This window comes from Pseudomonas sp. PB105 (genome assembly GCF_009764655.1).
GTDB classification, from domain to species: Bacteria; Pseudomonadota; Gammaproteobacteria; order Pseudomonadales; family Pseudomonadaceae; genus Aquipseudomonas; species Aquipseudomonas cyclaminis.
Genome location: NZ_RWIO01000002.1, coordinates 72,444 through 89,103, shown reverse-complemented (window position 1 = coordinate 89,103; position 16,660 = coordinate 72,444). Strand labels below are relative to the sequence as shown.

General features: G+C 60.3%; 14 protein-coding genes. 7 read left to right on the top strand and 7 right to left on the bottom strand.

Annotated features, from left to right (window positions below; all coding sequences use genetic code 11):
* The coding region (locus EJD88_RS00355; RefSeq protein ID WP_256673657.1) for a DUF6531 domain-containing protein at positions 1-1,298 on the bottom strand (1,298 nt) is incomplete at its 3' end.
* Between the two features lie 264 nt (positions 1,299-1,562).
* Here EJD88_RS00355 and EJD88_RS00350 point away from each other — a divergent pair.
* Together EJD88_RS00350 and EJD88_RS00345 are read left to right on the top strand one after the other, a co-directional pair.
* Entirely contained in the window at positions 1,563-4,064 is a 2,502-nt protein-coding gene (locus EJD88_RS00350; protein WP_158876187.1) for a TonB-dependent siderophore receptor, read from the top strand.
* 133 nt (positions 4,065-4,197) lie between these two features.
* A complete protein-coding gene (locus EJD88_RS00345; protein ID WP_026139966.1) occupies positions 4,198-4,527 on the top strand; it encodes a hypothetical protein in 330 nt (109 codons plus the stop codon).
* On the opposite strand, the gene EJD88_RS00340 is transcribed toward EJD88_RS00345, so the two are convergent.
* Positions 4,528-5,427: a LysR family transcriptional regulator gene (locus EJD88_RS00340; protein ID WP_112194962.1), complete on the bottom strand. Its 900-nt coding sequence runs from the start codon at positions 5,425-5,427 to the stop codon at positions 4,528-4,530. It lies immediately after the preceding gene.
* 106 nt (positions 5,428-5,533) lie between these two features.
* On the opposite strand from EJD88_RS00340, the gene EJD88_RS00335 reads away from it, so the two are divergent.
* Complete coding sequence (locus EJD88_RS00335; protein ID WP_158876186.1) at positions 5,534-6,589, top strand: AbrB family transcriptional regulator; 1,056 nt, start codon at positions 5,534-5,536, stop codon at positions 6,587-6,589.
* Positions 6,590-6,855: 266 nt separating this feature from the next.
* On the opposite strand, the gene EJD88_RS00330 is transcribed toward EJD88_RS00335, so the two are convergent.
* Entirely contained in the window at positions 6,856-7,800 is a 945-nt protein-coding gene (locus EJD88_RS00330; protein ID WP_158876185.1) for a sensor domain-containing diguanylate cyclase, read from the bottom strand.
* Between the two features lie 137 nt (positions 7,801-7,937).
* Complete coding sequence (locus EJD88_RS00325) at positions 7,938-8,300, bottom strand: NUDIX hydrolase (RefSeq protein WP_112194966.1); 363 nt, start codon at positions 8,298-8,300, stop codon at positions 7,938-7,940.
* A 127-nt stretch (positions 8,301-8,427) separates the two neighbouring features.
* On the opposite strand from EJD88_RS00325, the gene EJD88_RS00320 reads away from it, so the two are divergent.
* A complete protein-coding gene (locus EJD88_RS00320) occupies positions 8,428-9,408 on the top strand; it encodes a Gfo/Idh/MocA family protein (RefSeq protein WP_158876184.1) in 981 nt (326 codons plus the stop codon).
* A 35-nt stretch (positions 9,409-9,443) separates the two neighbouring features.
* Positions 9,444-10,073 (top strand): ribonuclease T2, encoded by a 630-nt coding sequence (locus tag EJD88_RS00315; protein WP_099582769.1) that lies wholly within the window; start codon positions 9,444-9,446, stop codon positions 10,071-10,073.
* Here EJD88_RS00315 and EJD88_RS00310 read toward each other — a convergent pair.
* Positions 10,070-10,507, bottom strand: coding sequence for an Rrf2 family transcriptional regulator (locus tag EJD88_RS00310; RefSeq protein WP_099582770.1), 438 nt, complete (start codon positions 10,505-10,507; stop codon positions 10,070-10,072). The two genes, EJD88_RS00315 and EJD88_RS00310, sit on opposite strands and share 4 nt — an antisense overlap.
* 145 nt (positions 10,508-10,652) lie before the next feature.
* Here EJD88_RS00310 and EJD88_RS00305 point away from each other — a divergent pair, with 145 nt between their 5' ends.
* Positions 10,653-11,534: an NAD(P)/FAD-dependent oxidoreductase gene (locus tag EJD88_RS00305; RefSeq protein WP_158876183.1), complete on the top strand. Its 882-nt coding sequence runs from the start codon at positions 10,653-10,655 to the stop codon at positions 11,532-11,534.
* Positions 11,535-11,663: 129 nt separating this feature from the next.
* The gene (locus EJD88_RS00300; protein WP_158876182.1) at positions 11,664-12,251 is read left to right on the top strand and encodes a LysE family translocator; all 588 of its coding nucleotides are present in this window, start codon (positions 11,664-11,666) and stop codon (positions 12,249-12,251) included.
* On the opposite strand, the gene EJD88_RS00295 is transcribed toward EJD88_RS00300, so the two are convergent.
* Both EJD88_RS00295 and EJD88_RS00290 read right to left on the bottom strand, forming a co-directional pair.
* Positions 12,193-13,068 (bottom strand): AraC family transcriptional regulator, encoded by an 876-nt coding sequence (locus EJD88_RS00295; protein ID WP_158876181.1) that lies wholly within the window; start codon positions 13,066-13,068, stop codon positions 12,193-12,195. The two genes, EJD88_RS00300 and EJD88_RS00295, sit on opposite strands and share 59 nt — an antisense overlap.
* A 71-nt stretch (positions 13,069-13,139) precedes the next feature.
* Entirely contained in the window at positions 13,140-16,625 is a 3,486-nt protein-coding gene (locus EJD88_RS00290) for a hypothetical protein (protein ID WP_158876180.1), read from the bottom strand.
* Positions 16,626-16,660: the final 35 nt, after the last annotated feature.

The following is a 16,660-nucleotide window of genomic DNA, read 5'->3' as shown; positions in this document are numbered from 1 at the left end:
CTGGTGCGATACAACCGTGTCCACTCAAACGGCAGAATCCCGTCTAAAACACCGTCAGTCAGCGTAAGTAATTCTTCGCCGGTGACCATCGACACCGGGCAGCCGTTGGTCACGGTCTTATCCGAAGAAGCCGCCACATCCCTGTTCGGGTTTTTCCCCGAAACAGGCGCATCGTCCACAGACTCTTTTTGCTTCAACACCGCGTTCTGCCGCGCCCGCCAGCGCATCTGCATCGTGCCCTGCTTAAGCCCGCCCACCACCCCGCGAACCGCCACCGCCTTATAGCGATCCACGGCCTGCATAAACCGGGTCAGAATCTTCAACAGAGCCTCAACAAAACCCAGCGCCGCCTTCAGCATCTGCGCGCCGTACTTGACCAGCCGGACACTCAAATACGCCACACCCGCTGCGGGCAGGGCGATGGTCAGCACTGCGCCAATCACCAGGTCAATCAACAACGCCACTACAAAACCTGCGCCCACCTGTGCGATCTGGCCGGGCGGTAAGGCGTCCAGCCACAGTATCGCCGTGCGCACCAACAGAAACAGTGCCGCTTCGTCACTGGCGAGCAACATCGCCTGTTCCATGACCTTGGGGGCATCGGTAGCGATTTGCGCCAATTTGGCGGCTTCTGCTCCCAGCTGTTCAGCATATTTCAGCGGGTCCTCAAGAATCGCCTGAACCAGCTTGATGCTGTCCCACACGTCCATGATTGCGGCCCAACTGCCCGCCAACAGGCCATTGCCAATCGCACTGGCGGTGGACACCTCCCAATGGGGTTTAAAACCGGTCCATTGCGACCTAAGCCACTGCTCCAGGTCCGCGGTCAGCCCTGCGTAGGAGGCGAACAGCGCCTCCACCTGCTGCTCCGAAACACCGCCCTGCACCCGCACCTGATAGCGTCCACCGGCAGCGCAGTAGTGGGAACCTCTGCCGTGCTCATCCAACATGACCCGCGTGGAGCTACCGTCATCCAGCCCAACCACCTCGACCGGGATGCCACCAATCGGCACGTCATACACCGACTCGAACTTGCTCTCGATCTTCAGCTCGCCACCCAACTGGCAGATGGCAACGCTGCCCATGAAATCCGGGTCGGCCATACTCGCTGTGGCGTGCGAATTACCCATTCGCACCACCCGATCCATCCCCAGCAACGACGGCATATCCGCCGCATGGCTCACTGAGTCCAGTGCCCGCGAATACCAGGCCCCCATCTGCTGGCGATACACCGCCAGGCTCTGATGAAAGCCATCCAGCTCATGTTCGATAGCGGCAATATGGGCAGCGTGGGTCATCCGTGACGTCTCGGCAGAAGGCAAGGCGTCGGAGTCTGCCGCAGGAAAAAGCGGCTGGATGAACGGTTTGGAAAATCAGAATGGGCTGACAAATGCTGGAGAAAAACCGCGTAAACCCACCTCAAAGGGCTACACAAAAAAGCGAGCCGACTGATTGCAGCAAGGCCCGGATAAACCATCTCAAATAAAAACCGCTCTCATCCTTGCCCGATTTGCGGACATGGCCGTCATGGTTAATAGAACCTCCATGACCCAGGATTTCCCATGTCGCGCTTCGCTCGTCCCTTGCATCCACTGGCCCTGTCAGCGGCGGTGGCTTTTGCCGCCGTGCCGTTGCTGAATATCCAATCCGCCTATGCCCAAGCAAGCAGCAGCGCCGTGCGCAGCTTCCAGATCCGGGCCGGTGACTTGAGCCAGGCCCTCAATAGCCTGGCCGAGCAGGCGGGGTTGGTGCTGGCGTTTGATGCAAGCTTGACCCGAGGCAAGGTCAGCAATGGCTTGAGCGGGCAATACGACACCGATGTGGCACTGAGCCAGCTGCTGGCCGGCAGCGGCTTGCAAGCCCTGAAGATTTCCGCCGACCGTTACCGCTTGGAAGCCATCCCGGATAACGGCGGCGCCATGGAGTTGCAGGCCACCACGATCAGCGGCGCCTACCAGGCCGAAAGTCCCACCGGGCCGGTGTCCGGTTATGTGGCCACGCGCAGCCTGTCCGGGACCAAGACCGACACCGCGCTGATCGAAACGCCGCAGTCGATCTCCATCGTCACCAAGGACCAGATGCGTGCGCAGAACGCCGAGAGCCTTAACCAGATCCTGCGCTACAGCGCCGCCGTGGTCCCGGAAACCCGTGGCGCTACCGCCTCGCGTCTGGACCAGTTGACCATCCGGGGCTTCGCGCCGGCCACTTATCTTGATGGCCTGCGCATGCCGTCAAGCCGTGACGCCTTGCCGCAAAAAGACGCCTTCGACCTGGAGCGCGTTGAAGTGCTGCGCGGCCCGGCGTCGGTGCTGTACGGCCAGGGCACGCCGAGCGGGGTGATCAACATGGTCACCAAGCGCCCGCTGGACACGCCGTTTCATGAAGTGGGCGTGGAATACGGCACCTTCAACAAGAAGCGCACCACCTTCGATTTGAGCGGGCCGATTGACGATCAGGGCGTGTATTCCTACCGCGTCGCCGGACTATTCGACGACGCCGACGGCCAGGTCGAACACACCGAGACCCGTCGCCAGTCGCTGTCCAGCGCGTTCACCTGGCGCCCGGACGACGCCACGTCGCTGACCCTGCTTGGGCATTTCCAGAAGGACCCTAAAGGCGCGTCCTACGGCTCGGTGCCGGCCTGGGGCTCGGTGTTGCACAGCCCGACCGGGCGCAGCATCGATGTGGATTTCTATGATGGGGAAAAGAGTTTCGAGAAGAGCGACCGCGAGTACTATTCCATCGGCTACGCCTTCGAACATCACTTCGATGATGTGTGGACCGTGCGCCAGAACGCGCGTTACCTGCGCAGCGAAGGCCAGTACCGCAGCCTCTACAGCAACTACCTGATGACGGATTATCGGACCATCCGCCGTTCGACCATCGCCACCGATGTGGACATGGATGCGTATACCCTCGACAACCAGGTACAAGCCAGATTCGACACCGGCCCGTTGCAGCACACCTTGCTGATGGGGCTCGACTATCAGAACACCAGCACCGATACCCTGTCCGGTTCAGGCATCTACACTGCCGGGCCGACCCTGGATATTTTCAACCCGGTCTACGGCGCCGCCGTTGCGGTACCGGCGTACACCACCGACGGCACGTCGCGCAGCGAACAGACCGGCGTCTACCTGCAAGAACAGATGAAGTGGGACAAGTGGGTGTTGCTGCTGGGCGGTCGCTATGACTGGGCCAGTACTGACAGCACCACGAAGACCCTGCGCACGGGGACCAAGAGCCAGTCCTCGCTGGACAGCAAAGCCTTCACCGGGCGCGTCGGTCTGGTTTATCTGTTCGATAATGGCCTGGCGCCGTATGCCAGTTACTCGGAGTCTTTCAACCCCCAATCAGGCACTGGGTATGGTGGCTCGGTGTTCAAGCCGACCGAAGGCAAGCAGTATGAAATCGGCATCAAGTACCAGCCGCCGGGCAGCAATAGCTTTATCACCGCGGCAATCTTTGACCTGCGCCAGAGCAACGTCCTGACGACCGATCCGGACCCTACGCACCTGTGCGGCACCGGACGCTGCCAGAGCCAGGATGGCGAAGTGCAATCCCGTGGGTTTGAACTGGAAGGCAAGGCCAGCCTCAATGACAACCTGGACATCACTGCGGCCTACGCGTACCTGGACAATCGCATCAGCAAGTCCAACAACACCGTGCGTTATGCGCCCATCAGCGACATCGGCGTAGGCCCGGCGATCAATGCCGAGGGCACCACCACCTACGCGGTTCCGCGCCACACGGCCTCGGCGTGGGCGGATTACACCTTCCATGACGGCAACCTCAAGGGGTTTGGGGCAGGGGCGGGGGCGCGTTATGTCGGTTCCTCGTGGGGCGATACGGCTAACACTCTGAAAGTACCGGGCTACACCTTGTTCGATGCGGCGGTGCACTACGACATCAAGAACATCGTCAACCTCAAGGACAACCTGCGCCTGGCGCTGAACGCCACTAACCTGGCGAATAAAGAGTATGTCGCGTCGTGCTATTCGTACTCGTGGTGCTGGTATGGCTCGCAGCGTACGGTGCAGGCGAGTGCGACTTATCAGTGGTAAACGCCTGAACTTCCTGGGTGAGGGGCTTAATTGTGGCCATAAAGTTTTGTCGATAAGGCAATTTAATGGCCCCTTTGTAACAAAATCCTCGCCAGAATCGCTTTTATTTTCAGGCGGTTAGGTGGGGATGCAAATGCGCAATGTTGGAATCATGCTGATCGCCTGCTCCCTGGCCGGCGGCGCGGCTGCCGTGCAGGCTCGGGAACTGCGCGAGGGTGACAAGTACATGTGCAGTTGGGGCGCCGGCACCGCCGCCAGGGCCCAGGAACTCAAGCTTTCAGGGGTATCGCTGTACGCTGCGCGGCAGAAGATCCAGACGATCAAGTTCAACAAGTCGTGGATGCGCATGATGGCCATGGGCATCACCGAGCAGACCTACGACAGCCGTTCACGCCTCAAGCCCGAGGCGATCCGCCAAAGCTTCTATCAGGACTGTGTTCGCTACAAAGTCGCACGCAAGTGATCATCGCGATAGCGGCGAGCCGGCATCTTCCTGAAAGAACAACTTGGCCGTTTCAATAAACCGTCGATTGGCCTGGGACAGGTACTCACTGGCGCGCCAGCACAGGTTGAAGTGCATGAACTGGGCGGGCTCGAAAGACACGCCGGCGATTCCCGGTTCTTGCTCCTGGACCGAACGCAGCAGGGTGGAGACGCCCATTCCGCTGCGGGTAGCGGCAATCACCAGCGGCACGAAGTTACTCTCCAGGGCGATATTGAAACGCACGCGGGCATTGCTGCAAAAGGTGTCCAGCAGGTGGCGTTGCAGGAAGGTGTTGTCGAACACCAGCATTGCTTCGTCCTGCAACTGGGGCGCCGAAATCGACGCCGCTCGCGCCAGCCGGTGCTGCTCAGCCATGCACAACACCATTTCATCGCTGCCAAGCAACACCGACTCCCAGCCCGGATCGACGCGCCGCGACTCCAGCAGCGCGACATCAATGTCCCGTGTGGCCAGGCGCTCGCTGATGTCATCGGCGCTGCCTTCCACGACATGCATCGCGATGCCGGGGTAGCGGGCACGGAACTGCATCAGCAACTCGGGAATATGGCGGATGCCATACATGGGCGGCACGCCGACGCGGATCTCGCCGCTGTGCAATTGGGTCAAGTCTTGCAGTTCGCGCCGCGCGCCTTGCAACCCCTGCAGGCAGGCTTCAGCACGCGCCAGAAACAACTGGCCTTCTGCCGTGACACTGATCTGTCGCGTGGCCCGGTTGAACAGGGCCACCCCCAACTCATCCTCCAGCCGACCCACCGCCATGCTCAACGCCGGTTGCGCCACATGCAGGGCCTGAGCAGCTTTGGTGAAGCTGCCTTGACGGGCGATTTCGACGCAATATTCCAAGGCTTTCAAGTTCATAAAAGCTCGCATAACAAAGAGTGATGAGTTGCTTAACAAATGGATATTTTCTGTGATGAGGTCGAGTCTATAACCTGTCGGCACTCTTCTCCATGCCGGATTTATCATGTTCCTCACTCTTCGCCCGTATTGGCTTATCACCCTGATCATTGGCGCCTTGGGCGCCAGCCTCGCCAGTTGGGCGGGATGGCCGTTGCCATGGGTCATTGGCTCACTGCTTGCGGTGCTGATAACCCGTTGCACCGGCGGCCCGGTCCCTGAAATCCCCCACGGCCGCCAAGCCGGGCAATTGATCGTGGCGGTCGCCATCGGCTGCCATTTCACCTTGCCGGTGATGCAGCAAGTGGCGGCCCATCTTGGATTGATCGTCACGGCGGTGTTGCTGACCCTGGTGTTGGCACTGTGTTCGGTGTTGATCCTTAATCGCTGGGGTGTGCCGTTCGGCACGGCGTTCTTCGCACTGATGCCGGCCAATTCCAGCGAGATGGTCCACTTGGGCCGTCAACGCCAGGCGGACACCGGTTTTATCGCGGCTGCCCACAGTGTCCGCTTGTTGCTGATCCTGCTGGCCGTGCCAGCTATCGCGACCTTTGGAATATCCCCTGCGGTTGCACAGACTTCTTTGCCGGTGATCTGGCCTTGGCTGATTTTCATCCTGGCCATGGGCTGGTTGGCGGCGCTGGGTTTCAAACACTGCAACGTGCCTAACCCGTGGACATTCGGGCCGTTCGTGATCTGTGCGGTGGGGGTGGGCTGCAATAACTTGTCGATGAGCATGCCGGGATGGCTGAGCGGCGCGGGCCAGCTCTTGATTGGCTGCGCTCTGGGCGCTGCGTTTGACAGAGGTTTTTTCCGTCGTGCGCCGGGCTTTCTACTGAAGGTAGTGGTGTTGATGGCAGGTTCGGTGATTGCCACCGGGTTGGCCGCTTGGGGGCTGGGGACCTGGCTGGGCCTGTCGTGGCTGTCGCTGGCCCTGGGCATGATGCCGGGCAGCGCCCCGGAAATGAGCCTGACTGCCGAGGCGCTGGGGCTGGCGGTCACGTTGGTGACGGCGATGCAAGTGATCCGCATGCTATTGATCCAGGCCGCGTGCCTGCCGTTGTATCGTCTATTGAACCAAGTGCCTGATGAACGAACTTCAAAGCGTGCAGCGTTGTGGTAGTCAATAACCCCTTTTTATAAGTGGAAATATGCCCGGTAGTTGCACCAAAAAGTGGCACTGGAATTTCTCACCACCTTAAAAAACATGTGGTTATTGAAGGACTTACGCAACTTTTAATCCGACGAATGGATTGAAATAGTCTTGTTACACGTTTTTACAATCGTTACTATAGCCGGGCGTTCACCTCCCACGGTTTATGCATTTTTAAATCCCAAGTTTCCATCAGCTACTTGGGATTTTTTTTGCCTGGAATTTGACCGCCAGCGTCAAACTTCACCCTCTGCAAACTCCGCGCGCATCCGTCCATTGCGTTTGGCTTGATAAAGCAATTTGTCGACATCCTCGACAAAACCCAGCATCGGGCTGTCGGGTGTGACGATACGTGTACCGACGCCCAGGCTCAGGGTCAGCAGGTTCGACACTGCCGAAAAACCATGCTCGATCTGCTGCTGGCAGATCAGGTGCAGGCAACGCCGCGCCACCTGTTTGGCTGATGCCGCGTCGGTCTCCGGTAGCAGCCATACAAACTCTTCACCGCCTATACGCGCGATGAAATCCCTTGGTCGATTGGCCGCCTGGGACAGCGTGCGTGCGACCTGGCGCAGGCATTCATCACCCTTGATATGGCCGTAGTGATCGTTGTACTGCTTGAAGAAATCGATATCCAGGATGAGCAACGATAGCGGCAACTGGCTGCGCAGGGCGCTGGCCCATTCGCGCTCAAGCACGGTGTCGAACATGCGCCGGTTGGCGATGCCGGTGAGACCGTCCTGATAGGAATATTCCTCAAGTTGTTTTTGCAGGCGTATCAAGTGCTCTTCGGTTTTCTTGCGTTCGCTGATATCGAACATAAAGCCGATCAGGGCTTCGACCTCGCCATTCTTGCGCACCACGTGCACCACATCACGAATCCACACGTAGTCGCCGTTAACCGTGAGCGCTCGGTAATCCGCCTCGTGGTCCACGCCGGCGCGGGACTGCGACACACAGAAATTCACCACGTATTCCCGGTCATCCGGGTGCATGCGCTCGACCCAGTCGTCCACGCTGACCCAGCTTTGCGGGGTCCAGCCCAGCAATGTCTCGATCTGCGGGCCGATATAGCTGAAGGTCATGGTCTGCCAGTCGATGCGCCAGGGGATGGCTTTGGTCGACTCCAGCAGCGTTCGGTACACGTCACTGTCGGGCTGGCTCGGGGGATCGATGCTCATGGGCGTGCTCGGGGATGGTGGCGAATAGCCAAGAGCCTCTTTTGATTGGCACCTTGAGTCAAGCGTAAGCCGGGGCAGCAGACGAGAGGTCGTGACAGGCGCTTTTTGGCGCCAAGATGTCGGCCAACCACTGGGGGTTACAGGCGACGCAGAAAGGATTTGACGATGTGTCTGGTGGCATCGGTGGTGTCCAACTGGTCCAGTGCGCCATAGGCGTACCACTGGCAATCGGCGATCTCGTTGCACGGCCGCGCCTGCGCAATATTCACCACTGACGCTTCGAACACATGATGCAGCGTGTCGCGGGCCTTCAGTTCCTGCAGGTACAGCAGGCCATCCACGTTCAACCCGGTTTCTTCTTCCAACTCGCGTTCGGCGGCGCCCACCGGGCGTTCGTCACGCTCGACCTTGCCGCCGGGCAAGGCCCATTTTGATCTGGCCTTGCGCACGAAGAGGATATGCCCCTCGTGTTCGCAAATGACTGTTGCCCTGATTTTCATCGTCTGTGCCCCCGCCCCGGGATGATTGTCATAAAAGTGTAATGCAATTGTCATGCTAACTGTTTATGGCGTGTCGGCGCAGCTATGTGGATACTGCCCGACTGAACAAAACGCACGAGGGAAAGAGATGAGCACCGTACGTTGGGGCATGATCGGTTGTGGCAGTGTCACTGAATTGAAGAGTGGACCCGCTTTCTACAAAGCGCCAGGTTCGGCCCTGGTGGCCGTGATGGGGCGCCGCGAAGCCGCCGTGCGCGATTATGCGACACGCCATGGGATTGCCCGGTTTTATACCGACGCCCAGGCGCTGATCAACGACCCCGAAGTGGACGCGGTGTACATCGCCACTCCGCCCGACAGCCACCTCGAATACAGCCTGATGGTGGCTGCGGCCGGCAAGCACTGTTGCGTCGAAAAACCTATGGCACTGAATGCCGAGCAAAGTGCGTTGATGCAACGCACCTTCGAGCGCGCCGGGCTGCATCTGTTTGTCTCCTACTATCGCCGTTCGCTGCCGCGCTTTGTGCAAGTACGCGACTGGTTGCGCGCCGGTTGCATCGGCGAACTGCGCCAGCTCACCTGGACCCTGTGCAAACCTCCTGCTGCCGAGGACGCCAGCGCCGCTAATTGGCGTACCGACCCGCTGGTCGCTGGTGGCGGTTACTTTGCCGACCTGGCCAGCCATGGGTTTGACCTGTTCCAGTACCTGGCCGGCGATATCGTCGAGGTGTCGGGCTTTAGCGCACGTCAGGCCGGGCGCTATGTGGCCGAGGACGCGGTTACCGCCTGCTGGACCTTCAGCTCGGGCGCATTGGGCATGGGGTGCTGGAACTTTGTTGCCGACCGCCGGGAAGACAAAGTCGAGCTGATCGGCAGCAGGGGCCGCATCACGTTTGCGGTCTTCGAAGACCAACCGCTGCATCTCGAAGGTGAGATCAACCAAGTGCTGGACGTGCCGTGCCACACGCATATCCAGTGGCACCACGTGTTGGCCATGAACGCGCATATACGTGGTGAAGCCGAGCATCCGTCGCTGGCCATCGAGGCGTTGAAGACCGACCGGATCCTGGACAAGGTGCTACAACGCAACCCCCATCATCCCGGCTAGGCGCGATATACCTGCTTTTTCAAGGAAATAGACGGATGAAATACTGGATAACGTTGTGCCTCGTGTTCGCTACAGGTGCTATGGCGGCCCCACGGAGTCAGGGGACGCCTGGAGAGTTTGATTTTTATGTGTTGTCGCTGTCATGGTCGCCGACGTTTTGCCTGACGCACCCAGACAATGAGCAGTGTTCGGGCAAAGGCTACGGATTTGTGCTGCACGGCCTATGGCCGCAATACGCCAAGGGCGGGTGGCCGGCGTCCTGTAACCCGCAGTCGTCCTTGTCCCGCGAAGAGCTGGACAAGGGCGCCGCATTGTTCCCCACCCGTTCGCTGCTCAAGCACGAGTGGGCCAAGCACGGCACTTGCAGCGGGCTTGAACCGCTGGCCTACCTGGAGAAAACCGACGCGGCCCTGGGCGTTGTTGCCGTTCCAACGCAGCTGCAGCCGTTCAATACACCGCCATCGTTGCCTGCCTCTGAGATCGAGGCGTTGTTTCGCGAGAGCAACCCGCGCATGGGCAATCATGGGGTGGCCGTGATTTGCAAAGGCAAGGTGCTGTCGGAAGTGCGCGTGTGCCTGACCAAGGACCTGGCGTTCGCCGGCTGCCCGCGCAGTGTGAAAACCCAATGCCGCGAGGGCGATATCCGCATTCCTGCGCAGCGCTAGGGCAGCATTGCCAGTCGATAACGCTCGTCAAAGTCTTCGGCCAATTGTGCCAGTGTCACCTTGCCCAGACGCTTCAAGAGCAGCGCCTGGGCCTGTTCGAAAGCGTCGGTAAGGGCAGCATTCACTGCTTGTTCCACCAGGCACTCCGGGTGATCGGTCGAGAGGCCGATCGCGAAGATCGATGGCGTGCCCAGCGCGCTGTGAATATCCAGCAGGGTGATCTCACTCAGGGGTTTACCCAAGCTCCAGCCGCCCTGGTGGCCCTTTTCCGAGCGCACATAGCCTTTCTCCTTGAGCCGGCCAAGGGTGCGCCGCACCACCACCGGGTTGGTGCCGAGCATTTGCGCAATCGTCTGCGACGTGGCGCGTTCCTCGTGGCGCCCCATGTGGATCAACACGTGCAGCATGCGCGAAAGCCGGGTGTCATTTCTCATCGATAAACCTCAGGTTGAGCCGGCGCAAAGTATCGTTCGTAACCCGATAAGTTGCGAGACACTTGACGGCGTATTTTTACGTAACTTATGGTGTGTCGTGAAAGCGCGCGGATAACCGCGTGCGTATCACATGAGGTCACCTTCCATGATGCATGACGTCATTATCATAGGCGGCAGCTATTCCGGCCTGTCTGCGGGCCTGCAACTGGCGCGGGCGCGGCGCAAGGTGCTGGTGATTGATGCGGGGCAACGGCGTAACCGGTTTGCAGCCACCTCCCATGGCTTTCTTGGCCAGGACGGCCAACCGCCGCAGGTCATCGCCGCCGAAGGGCGCAGCCAGTTGATGGAGTACCCGACGGTCACATGGGTGCAGGACAGTGTGGTTCAGGCCAGCGGGCACTTGGACGGATTCAGCGTGCGCACCCCATGCAACGGAGCGTTCAAGGCCAGGCGCCTGATCCTGGCTACCGGCGTGGTCGATGAGTTGCCAGCGATCCCGGGCTTGAAAGAACGCTGGGGCAAACGGGTGTTCCATTGCCCGTACTGCCATGGCTACGAGCTTGAGCAGGGCCGCATCGGCGTCCTGGCGACTTCGCCCTTGGCGATGCACCACGCGCTGATGTTGCCCGATTGGGGCGCCACCACCTTGTTCACCAATGGCGTATTCACGCCGGATGCCGAGCAAAAGCTCCAGCTGGATCGGCGCGCAGTCCGTGTGGAAAGCACCGCCGTCAGCGCTATCAGCGGTGAACGTGCAGACCTGGAGTTGGTTGACGGTCGCGTCATTGCGTTGGATGGCGTGTTCACGATGTCTCGCACACAGATCAGTCCGCTGGTGGAACACCTGGGCTGTGAGTTGGCCGACGGCCCCACGGGCCCTTATGTGCACACCAACGAAACCCGCCAAACCTCGGTGCCCGGTGTGTTTGCCTGTGGTGACACGTCCCTTGCCGCCGGTTCGGTAGCGCTGGCGGTGGGCGAGGGCGTACGTGCTGGCGTGGGCGCGCATTTTTCCTTGATCATGTGAAGGCCAGGGAGCGTGAGCTGTTTGTGAAGCAGTCCCGTGCGTTGCCAGGGTGATTTTGTTCAATACCGTTTCGGCGCGGCCTTATACCGTGGAACCCTCTTTATGCATCACCATAAAAAGGGAACCGCAATGAGCTTGATTATTTCCATGGCTGCCTTCGCCCTGGCCACTTCCATCACACCGGGACCGGTCAATGTCGTGGCGCTGAGTTCTGGTGCGCGCTTTGGCTTTGTCGCCAGTCAGAAACACGTGTTTGGCGCTGCCGTCGGCTTCACTTTGCTGCTGGTGCTGATCGGTCTGGGCTTGCATGAAGTGCTGCTGCGCTGGCCGGTCCTGACCCAGTTGATCCAATGGGGCGGCGTGGCCTTTTTGCTGTACATGGCCTGGAAACTGGCCGTCGATGATGGTCGCCTGGACGCCGCTGGCACGGCCACTGCACCGTCGATGCTCTACGGCGCGATCATGCAGTGGCTCAACCCCAAGGCCTGGTTGGCCTGCGTGGCGGGGATGGGGCTGTTTGTGGCCGATGGCGACGCAGGGCAAGTGTGGCTGTTTGCGAGCCTCTACCTGGTGATCTGCTATCTGTCGGTGGCGTGCTGGGCTTACGCGGGCACCTTTCTGCGCCGCTACCTGAGCAACCCTCAGGGCGTGCGTGTGTTCAACCGCTCAATGGCCGCGTTGCTGGTGGCCAGTGTGGGTTATTTGCTGATGGCTTGAGCCGGTCGCGGTACTGCCCCGGCGTGGCGGCAAAATGCAGTTTGAAGGCACGCTGAAAATGCGCCTGGTCGGCAAAGCCTGCGGCAAGCGCTACATCAGCGATCAGACCGCCCTCACGCAGTTGGCTGCGGGCGAACTGGATACGCTGGTTGACCAAAAACGCATGGGGCGTCAGCCCGTAATACTGCTTGAATGCTCGGATCAGGTACGACGGCGACAACTCGGCCGCCAAGCAGATGTCTTCCAGTTTCAATGCCAGCGTGCAGTGCGCTCGGATGTACTCGGCAGCGCGCTCCAGCTTGTAGTTGACCTCGCGCAAAGGCGTATCGGACGGGTTCAGGCGTTGCTGTACATCGCTGAAGTAACTGACCAGCGCGCTTTGCTTGTGCAGGTGCTCGGCCTGTTCATCGACGACGATGCGGTACAGCTCCAGCAAACCCTCGTAGAGCACCGGATCACGGCTGTACGGCGTACTGAACGGGCGAAAACCCTGATCGGCGCTGAAGCCCAACTGGTGCTGCAGATCGGTCAGCCAAGGCGTGTCGATGTACAGCATCTGGTACGACCACGGCTCGTTTTCGATCGGATTGCAGGCGTGGACATCGCCAGGGTTCATCAGCACCAGCGTGCCGGCGCTGATTTCGAAAGTCTGCGCGCCGTAGTGGTAATAACTGCGGCCTGCCGTGACCGCACCGATGGAGAAATGTTCGTGGGCATGCCGCGTGTAAGTGACCTTGCGCCCGTCGGCGATGCTACGCGCTTCGAGAAACGCGAGTGCCGGATCACGCCAGAACAACGGAGCGGTAGAGGCGGGCATGGAGGCAACTCCCTGACGTGAACGAATGAGCAAGCCTGCAGCCTTATACAAACGCGGCGATTGTTCAAGCTTCAGCCGGACTTCAGCGCCATGCTGCGCAGGAAGTCAGCCCAGGGATCGTGCTCGCTCACGGCCGCTTCCAGCGTGATCGGCAGCCTGGCCTTTTCGCTCAAAGCCTGACTGTCTTCCAACTGATGGGCGAGGATCGCGTCTGCCACGGCGTGGGAGCGCGCTGAATCAAGGGTGCGCGGCACGCGGCGGCCCAGCATGTCCGGTGGCGCAATCTCATCCGGTTCGGGTAGCTCGTTACCCAGCGCCTGGATGACCACCTCGGTGTTCTCCGGCAGCAGGGCAGGTTCCACCGGCCAACTGCCCTTTGCATAGGCCGTCCAGTCAAAACGCATCCTCGGCTGCCGGGTGGCCGTATCGACGGCACGCCTGAGTTGCTCGTCGTCAATGTCGCGACGCGTCATTATCACTAGCTGACAGGGGAAGCACTCATAAAAATCCAGCTGGCTCAGATACGCGACACGCATTAGAACACCAAAGCGACCGACGCTGAGTGGCGTGCCTTGCGCGGTGGCTGGCCGAACCAGACGGAAGAACCGCACTCGGCCATTTTCCAGGGCCTCACGCTGAGGCAGCGTGAGTTGCGACAGCCAATAGCAAATGGACTCCCGGTAAGCGGCCTTGAGCTGCTGGAGTTTCTGGTCGAACGCCTGGGAAAATACGTTGAAAATGCGTCCCAGCAGATGAAAACGCCTGGTCATCTGCTGGTATTTGATCTCGGCTTGTGACGAGTGCCATTTGGTTTCGGTGACGTCGAGGCGGTCGGCCATGTGCAGGTCGATGAACGAGTATTTGGGGCCGTTATACACATTCTGGAAGCGACCGCTTTCGGAGAACGGGGAGTTTTCCGGCAGCCACATCAGAATCCGCGCGTCGAGCCAGGGATTGTCAGGGTAGACCCTGCGCAGATCATTGCGCGCAGTCTCGCGCAGGGTCACCACGGGTTCGGCGAATGCTTCGAGGGTGGAACGCAGGCGCGCGCATTGCGTGTTGAGGGCGTCTACTGCCGTATTCACCGCAAACGTGCCGTAGCGTGACTGGGGCTGCAGAATGCCATTGACCACTGCCCAGTCGATGATCGGCACGGCCGCGTGGGCGCTTGCGAGGAAGGTTTTCCTGGCACCCTCTGGTGGCAGATTGGCAAGAGACATGATCTGGGCGTAGGTCAGTTGGCGCGAGGCACCCGGCAGCAGCCGTTCGAGGTACATCACGTATTGGCGAAACAACACCCACGTATGGGAACTCAGGTGTGCGGCGGCGTCGTGAATCTCGCGCACCAGCAGATGTGGACCTTTCCCACTAAGAATCAAGTGCGCCGCCAGTGCAGCAACCGGCTTGTCCAAACTGGGCAGGACGCTTTCGAGGTAGTCCCGCACGAACGTGATGGGTTCCCCCCAAAAATAGTCATCCTGCCAGTCGAGGTAGACGAGGCGCGTGGGGTGCGCGTCGAAGTGTGGGTCGATGCTCAGGATCAAGGCTGCTGCTATCAGCGCTGTCCGGCTGCCACGCTCCGAGCTGTCGCGGGCATGGCTGTCGTGCCAGTGCAGGGTGTCCGACAATGTTTCGCCCAACGCCTGGGCCAGCGGCGAATCGAGCACGCGCACCAGCAGGTAATCGGCCTCTGCGCGCACCTCGGCCGTCGACTTGCCGGCCAGCCAGGGTTGGCACAGGCAGGTGAACAGTGCGTCGCTGCGGCCTGCGATGAAAGCGTCACTCAATTCCACGATCTGTTGGCGTTGCCGCGGCGTCAGGACCCCGGCCGATGGTTGCGTGCCGACGGGCGTCAGTGCGCGCCAGTAAGAGCCATGGCTGGCGGGCAAGGGCAGTGGAGTTTCCAGGCGCTGTACCAGCGTGCGTACCTGGGCCAGCGTTTCCGGCAAGCCAAACTGATAAAGCCGCAACCCTTGTGCAAGGCTCACCGCACCGTTGGTGCGCAACTGTCCACCGGTTTTGGCGGCCAGTTTCATCAACACCAGTTTCAGCGCAAACAGGTGGTCGTTGGCAGTGACGGCGCGCTCCAGGGATTTCCAGCTGCCATCCATGGCGTACGCACCGATCTCACCGGAAACCGACAGCAACACGTGGCTGGCCGGGTCAATCCCTTCGCGTGTGCGCAGGCTCACGAAGGCCGGGTCGTCGGTCAACTGGCGCAGGTGAACATAGGCCTTGTTGACGAACGGCTGCAGGCCGTCCGGGTCGACGGCGATGATGCGGTCAAGGCCTTCAGGTCCATGCAGCTTGCCGTCGGCGATCACCTCTGAGAGCACGGCGCAAAGCGTGTAGCGATCATTCAACTGACCGACCAGGCGCCGATAGCGCAACAACTGCTTGTACGAGTGCTTCGTGTGCTGGATCGACGGTGCAGCGGGGACTTCCCAATCGCGCAGGCGTTGAATCAGGGCACGGATCTCTGCCCGCCTCGATGGGCGCTCAAAGCCGTAAGCCTTCAACACGGCCGCGAGGCTCACGCTGTGGCCGGGATAAAGGTGTGTGCGCAGTTGCGTACCCAGCAAAGTCAGGCGCTCCCAGCGCGTATCAGGTGACTCGGGGGCCCAGGTGCTTTGCTCCTGCTCACTGCCGTGGGCCAGCATGCAGATGCGATTGCGCTGCGCGTCGAAATGCGCACGGGTTGGCGCATCGGCCGGACCGGCGAGATCGTTCTCGTTGATAACTGCCTGCAACAGCATGGCCGCTTCGCGCAGGCTTCTGGCCAATTTGGAGTCTGAGTTCAGTTGCAGGCTGGTGAGGTAGATATCCCGTGTAAACAGTAACCTTCCACCGCTGATCAGCGATTCCAGGGCCTCGGCCAACTGTTGGAAGTCGCGCTGTTGGTGAGTCAGTTCCGCCTCGATGGTCGACGTGCTGCGTCCGTTGTCGTCGAATACCGGGAACCCTCGCAGGGCTTGCAGCTCCTCGACCATGGTCCACGCGGTAAAGCGATTGGCTGGCAGCGGATAACCATGGAAGGCCAGAACCAGGTTCAGCGGCAACGTGAATGCATCGTTACCGGCGAGGGGGGCGAGGTAGTGAACGCCCAGGTCCGAGGGGTCGACCAGATGGCTGATGGCAATAATGGGGTTGGCCACTGACCACCACGCTGACGTATCGCCCAGGGTGTAGACCTTGGGCTGTCCGCGAGCGCTGACGCGGAGTGTGCTGGTACACACGCTCAGTGTCTTGAGGTCAACGTTCCGATCGGCGGCCCAGGCCTTGAAGTGGCTGGCATGGATCGCCTTGCTGAACAGCCCGGTCCACTGTCCCAACAATGAAGATGCGGCAACCCGCACAGGTTGCGCGGGCGTTGGCAACGGCGCCTCTGCCCCGTCGGAGAACAGGCCGATCAATTGCCTGATCAAGGCGTTGTCGCCCACGGCGTGCAACGCCTGGGGCTCACTCAAAGACGCGTGCATCGGGCCGGGGGGGATTGACTCTGCGGTATCGTGCGGCAACGTATCCCACATCAGGCCGAAGCTAGTGGAGTCTTCCATGAACGTATGTCCGAGTTAAGGGGAACCCGGATCAT

Excerpts from the sequence above, each read along its gene's own strand:
- EJD88_RS00350 (WP_158876187.1), top strand. The coding sequence starts at position 1,563 with ATGTCGCGCTTCGCTCGTCCCTTGCATCCACTGGCCCTGTCAGCGGCG.
- EJD88_RS00345 (WP_026139966.1), top strand. The coding sequence starts at position 4,198 with ATGCGCAATGTTGGAATCATGCTGATCGCCTGCTCCCTGGCCGGCGGC.
- EJD88_RS00340 (WP_112194962.1), bottom strand. The coding sequence starts at position 5,427 with ATGAACTTGAAAGCCTTGGAATATTGCGTCGAAATCGCCCGTCAAGGC.
- EJD88_RS00335 (WP_158876186.1), top strand. The coding sequence starts at position 5,534 with ATGTTCCTCACTCTTCGCCCGTATTGGCTTATCACCCTGATCATTGGC.
- EJD88_RS00330 (WP_158876185.1), bottom strand. The coding sequence starts at position 7,800 with ATGAGCATCGATCCCCCGAGCCAGCCCGACAGTGACGTGTACCGAACG.
- EJD88_RS00325 (WP_112194966.1), bottom strand. The coding sequence starts at position 8,300 with ATGAAAATCAGGGCAACAGTCATTTGCGAACACGAGGGGCATATCCTC.
- EJD88_RS00320 (WP_158876184.1), top strand. The coding sequence starts at position 8,428 with ATGAGCACCGTACGTTGGGGCATGATCGGTTGTGGCAGTGTCACTGAA.
- EJD88_RS00315 (WP_099582769.1), top strand. The coding sequence starts at position 9,444 with ATGAAATACTGGATAACGTTGTGCCTCGTGTTCGCTACAGGTGCTATG.
- EJD88_RS00310 (WP_099582770.1), bottom strand. The coding sequence starts at position 10,507 with ATGAGAAATGACACCCGGCTTTCGCGCATGCTGCACGTGTTGATCCAC.
- EJD88_RS00305 (WP_158876183.1), top strand. The coding sequence starts at position 10,653 with ATGATGCATGACGTCATTATCATAGGCGGCAGCTATTCCGGCCTGTCT.
- EJD88_RS00300 (WP_158876182.1), top strand. The coding sequence starts at position 11,664 with ATGAGCTTGATTATTTCCATGGCTGCCTTCGCCCTGGCCACTTCCATC.
- EJD88_RS00295 (WP_158876181.1), bottom strand. The coding sequence starts at position 13,068 with ATGCCCGCCTCTACCGCTCCGTTGTTCTGGCGTGATCCGGCACTCGCG.
- EJD88_RS00290 (WP_158876180.1), bottom strand. The coding sequence starts at position 16,625 with ATGGAAGACTCCACTAGCTTCGGCCTGATGTGGGATACGTTGCCGCAC.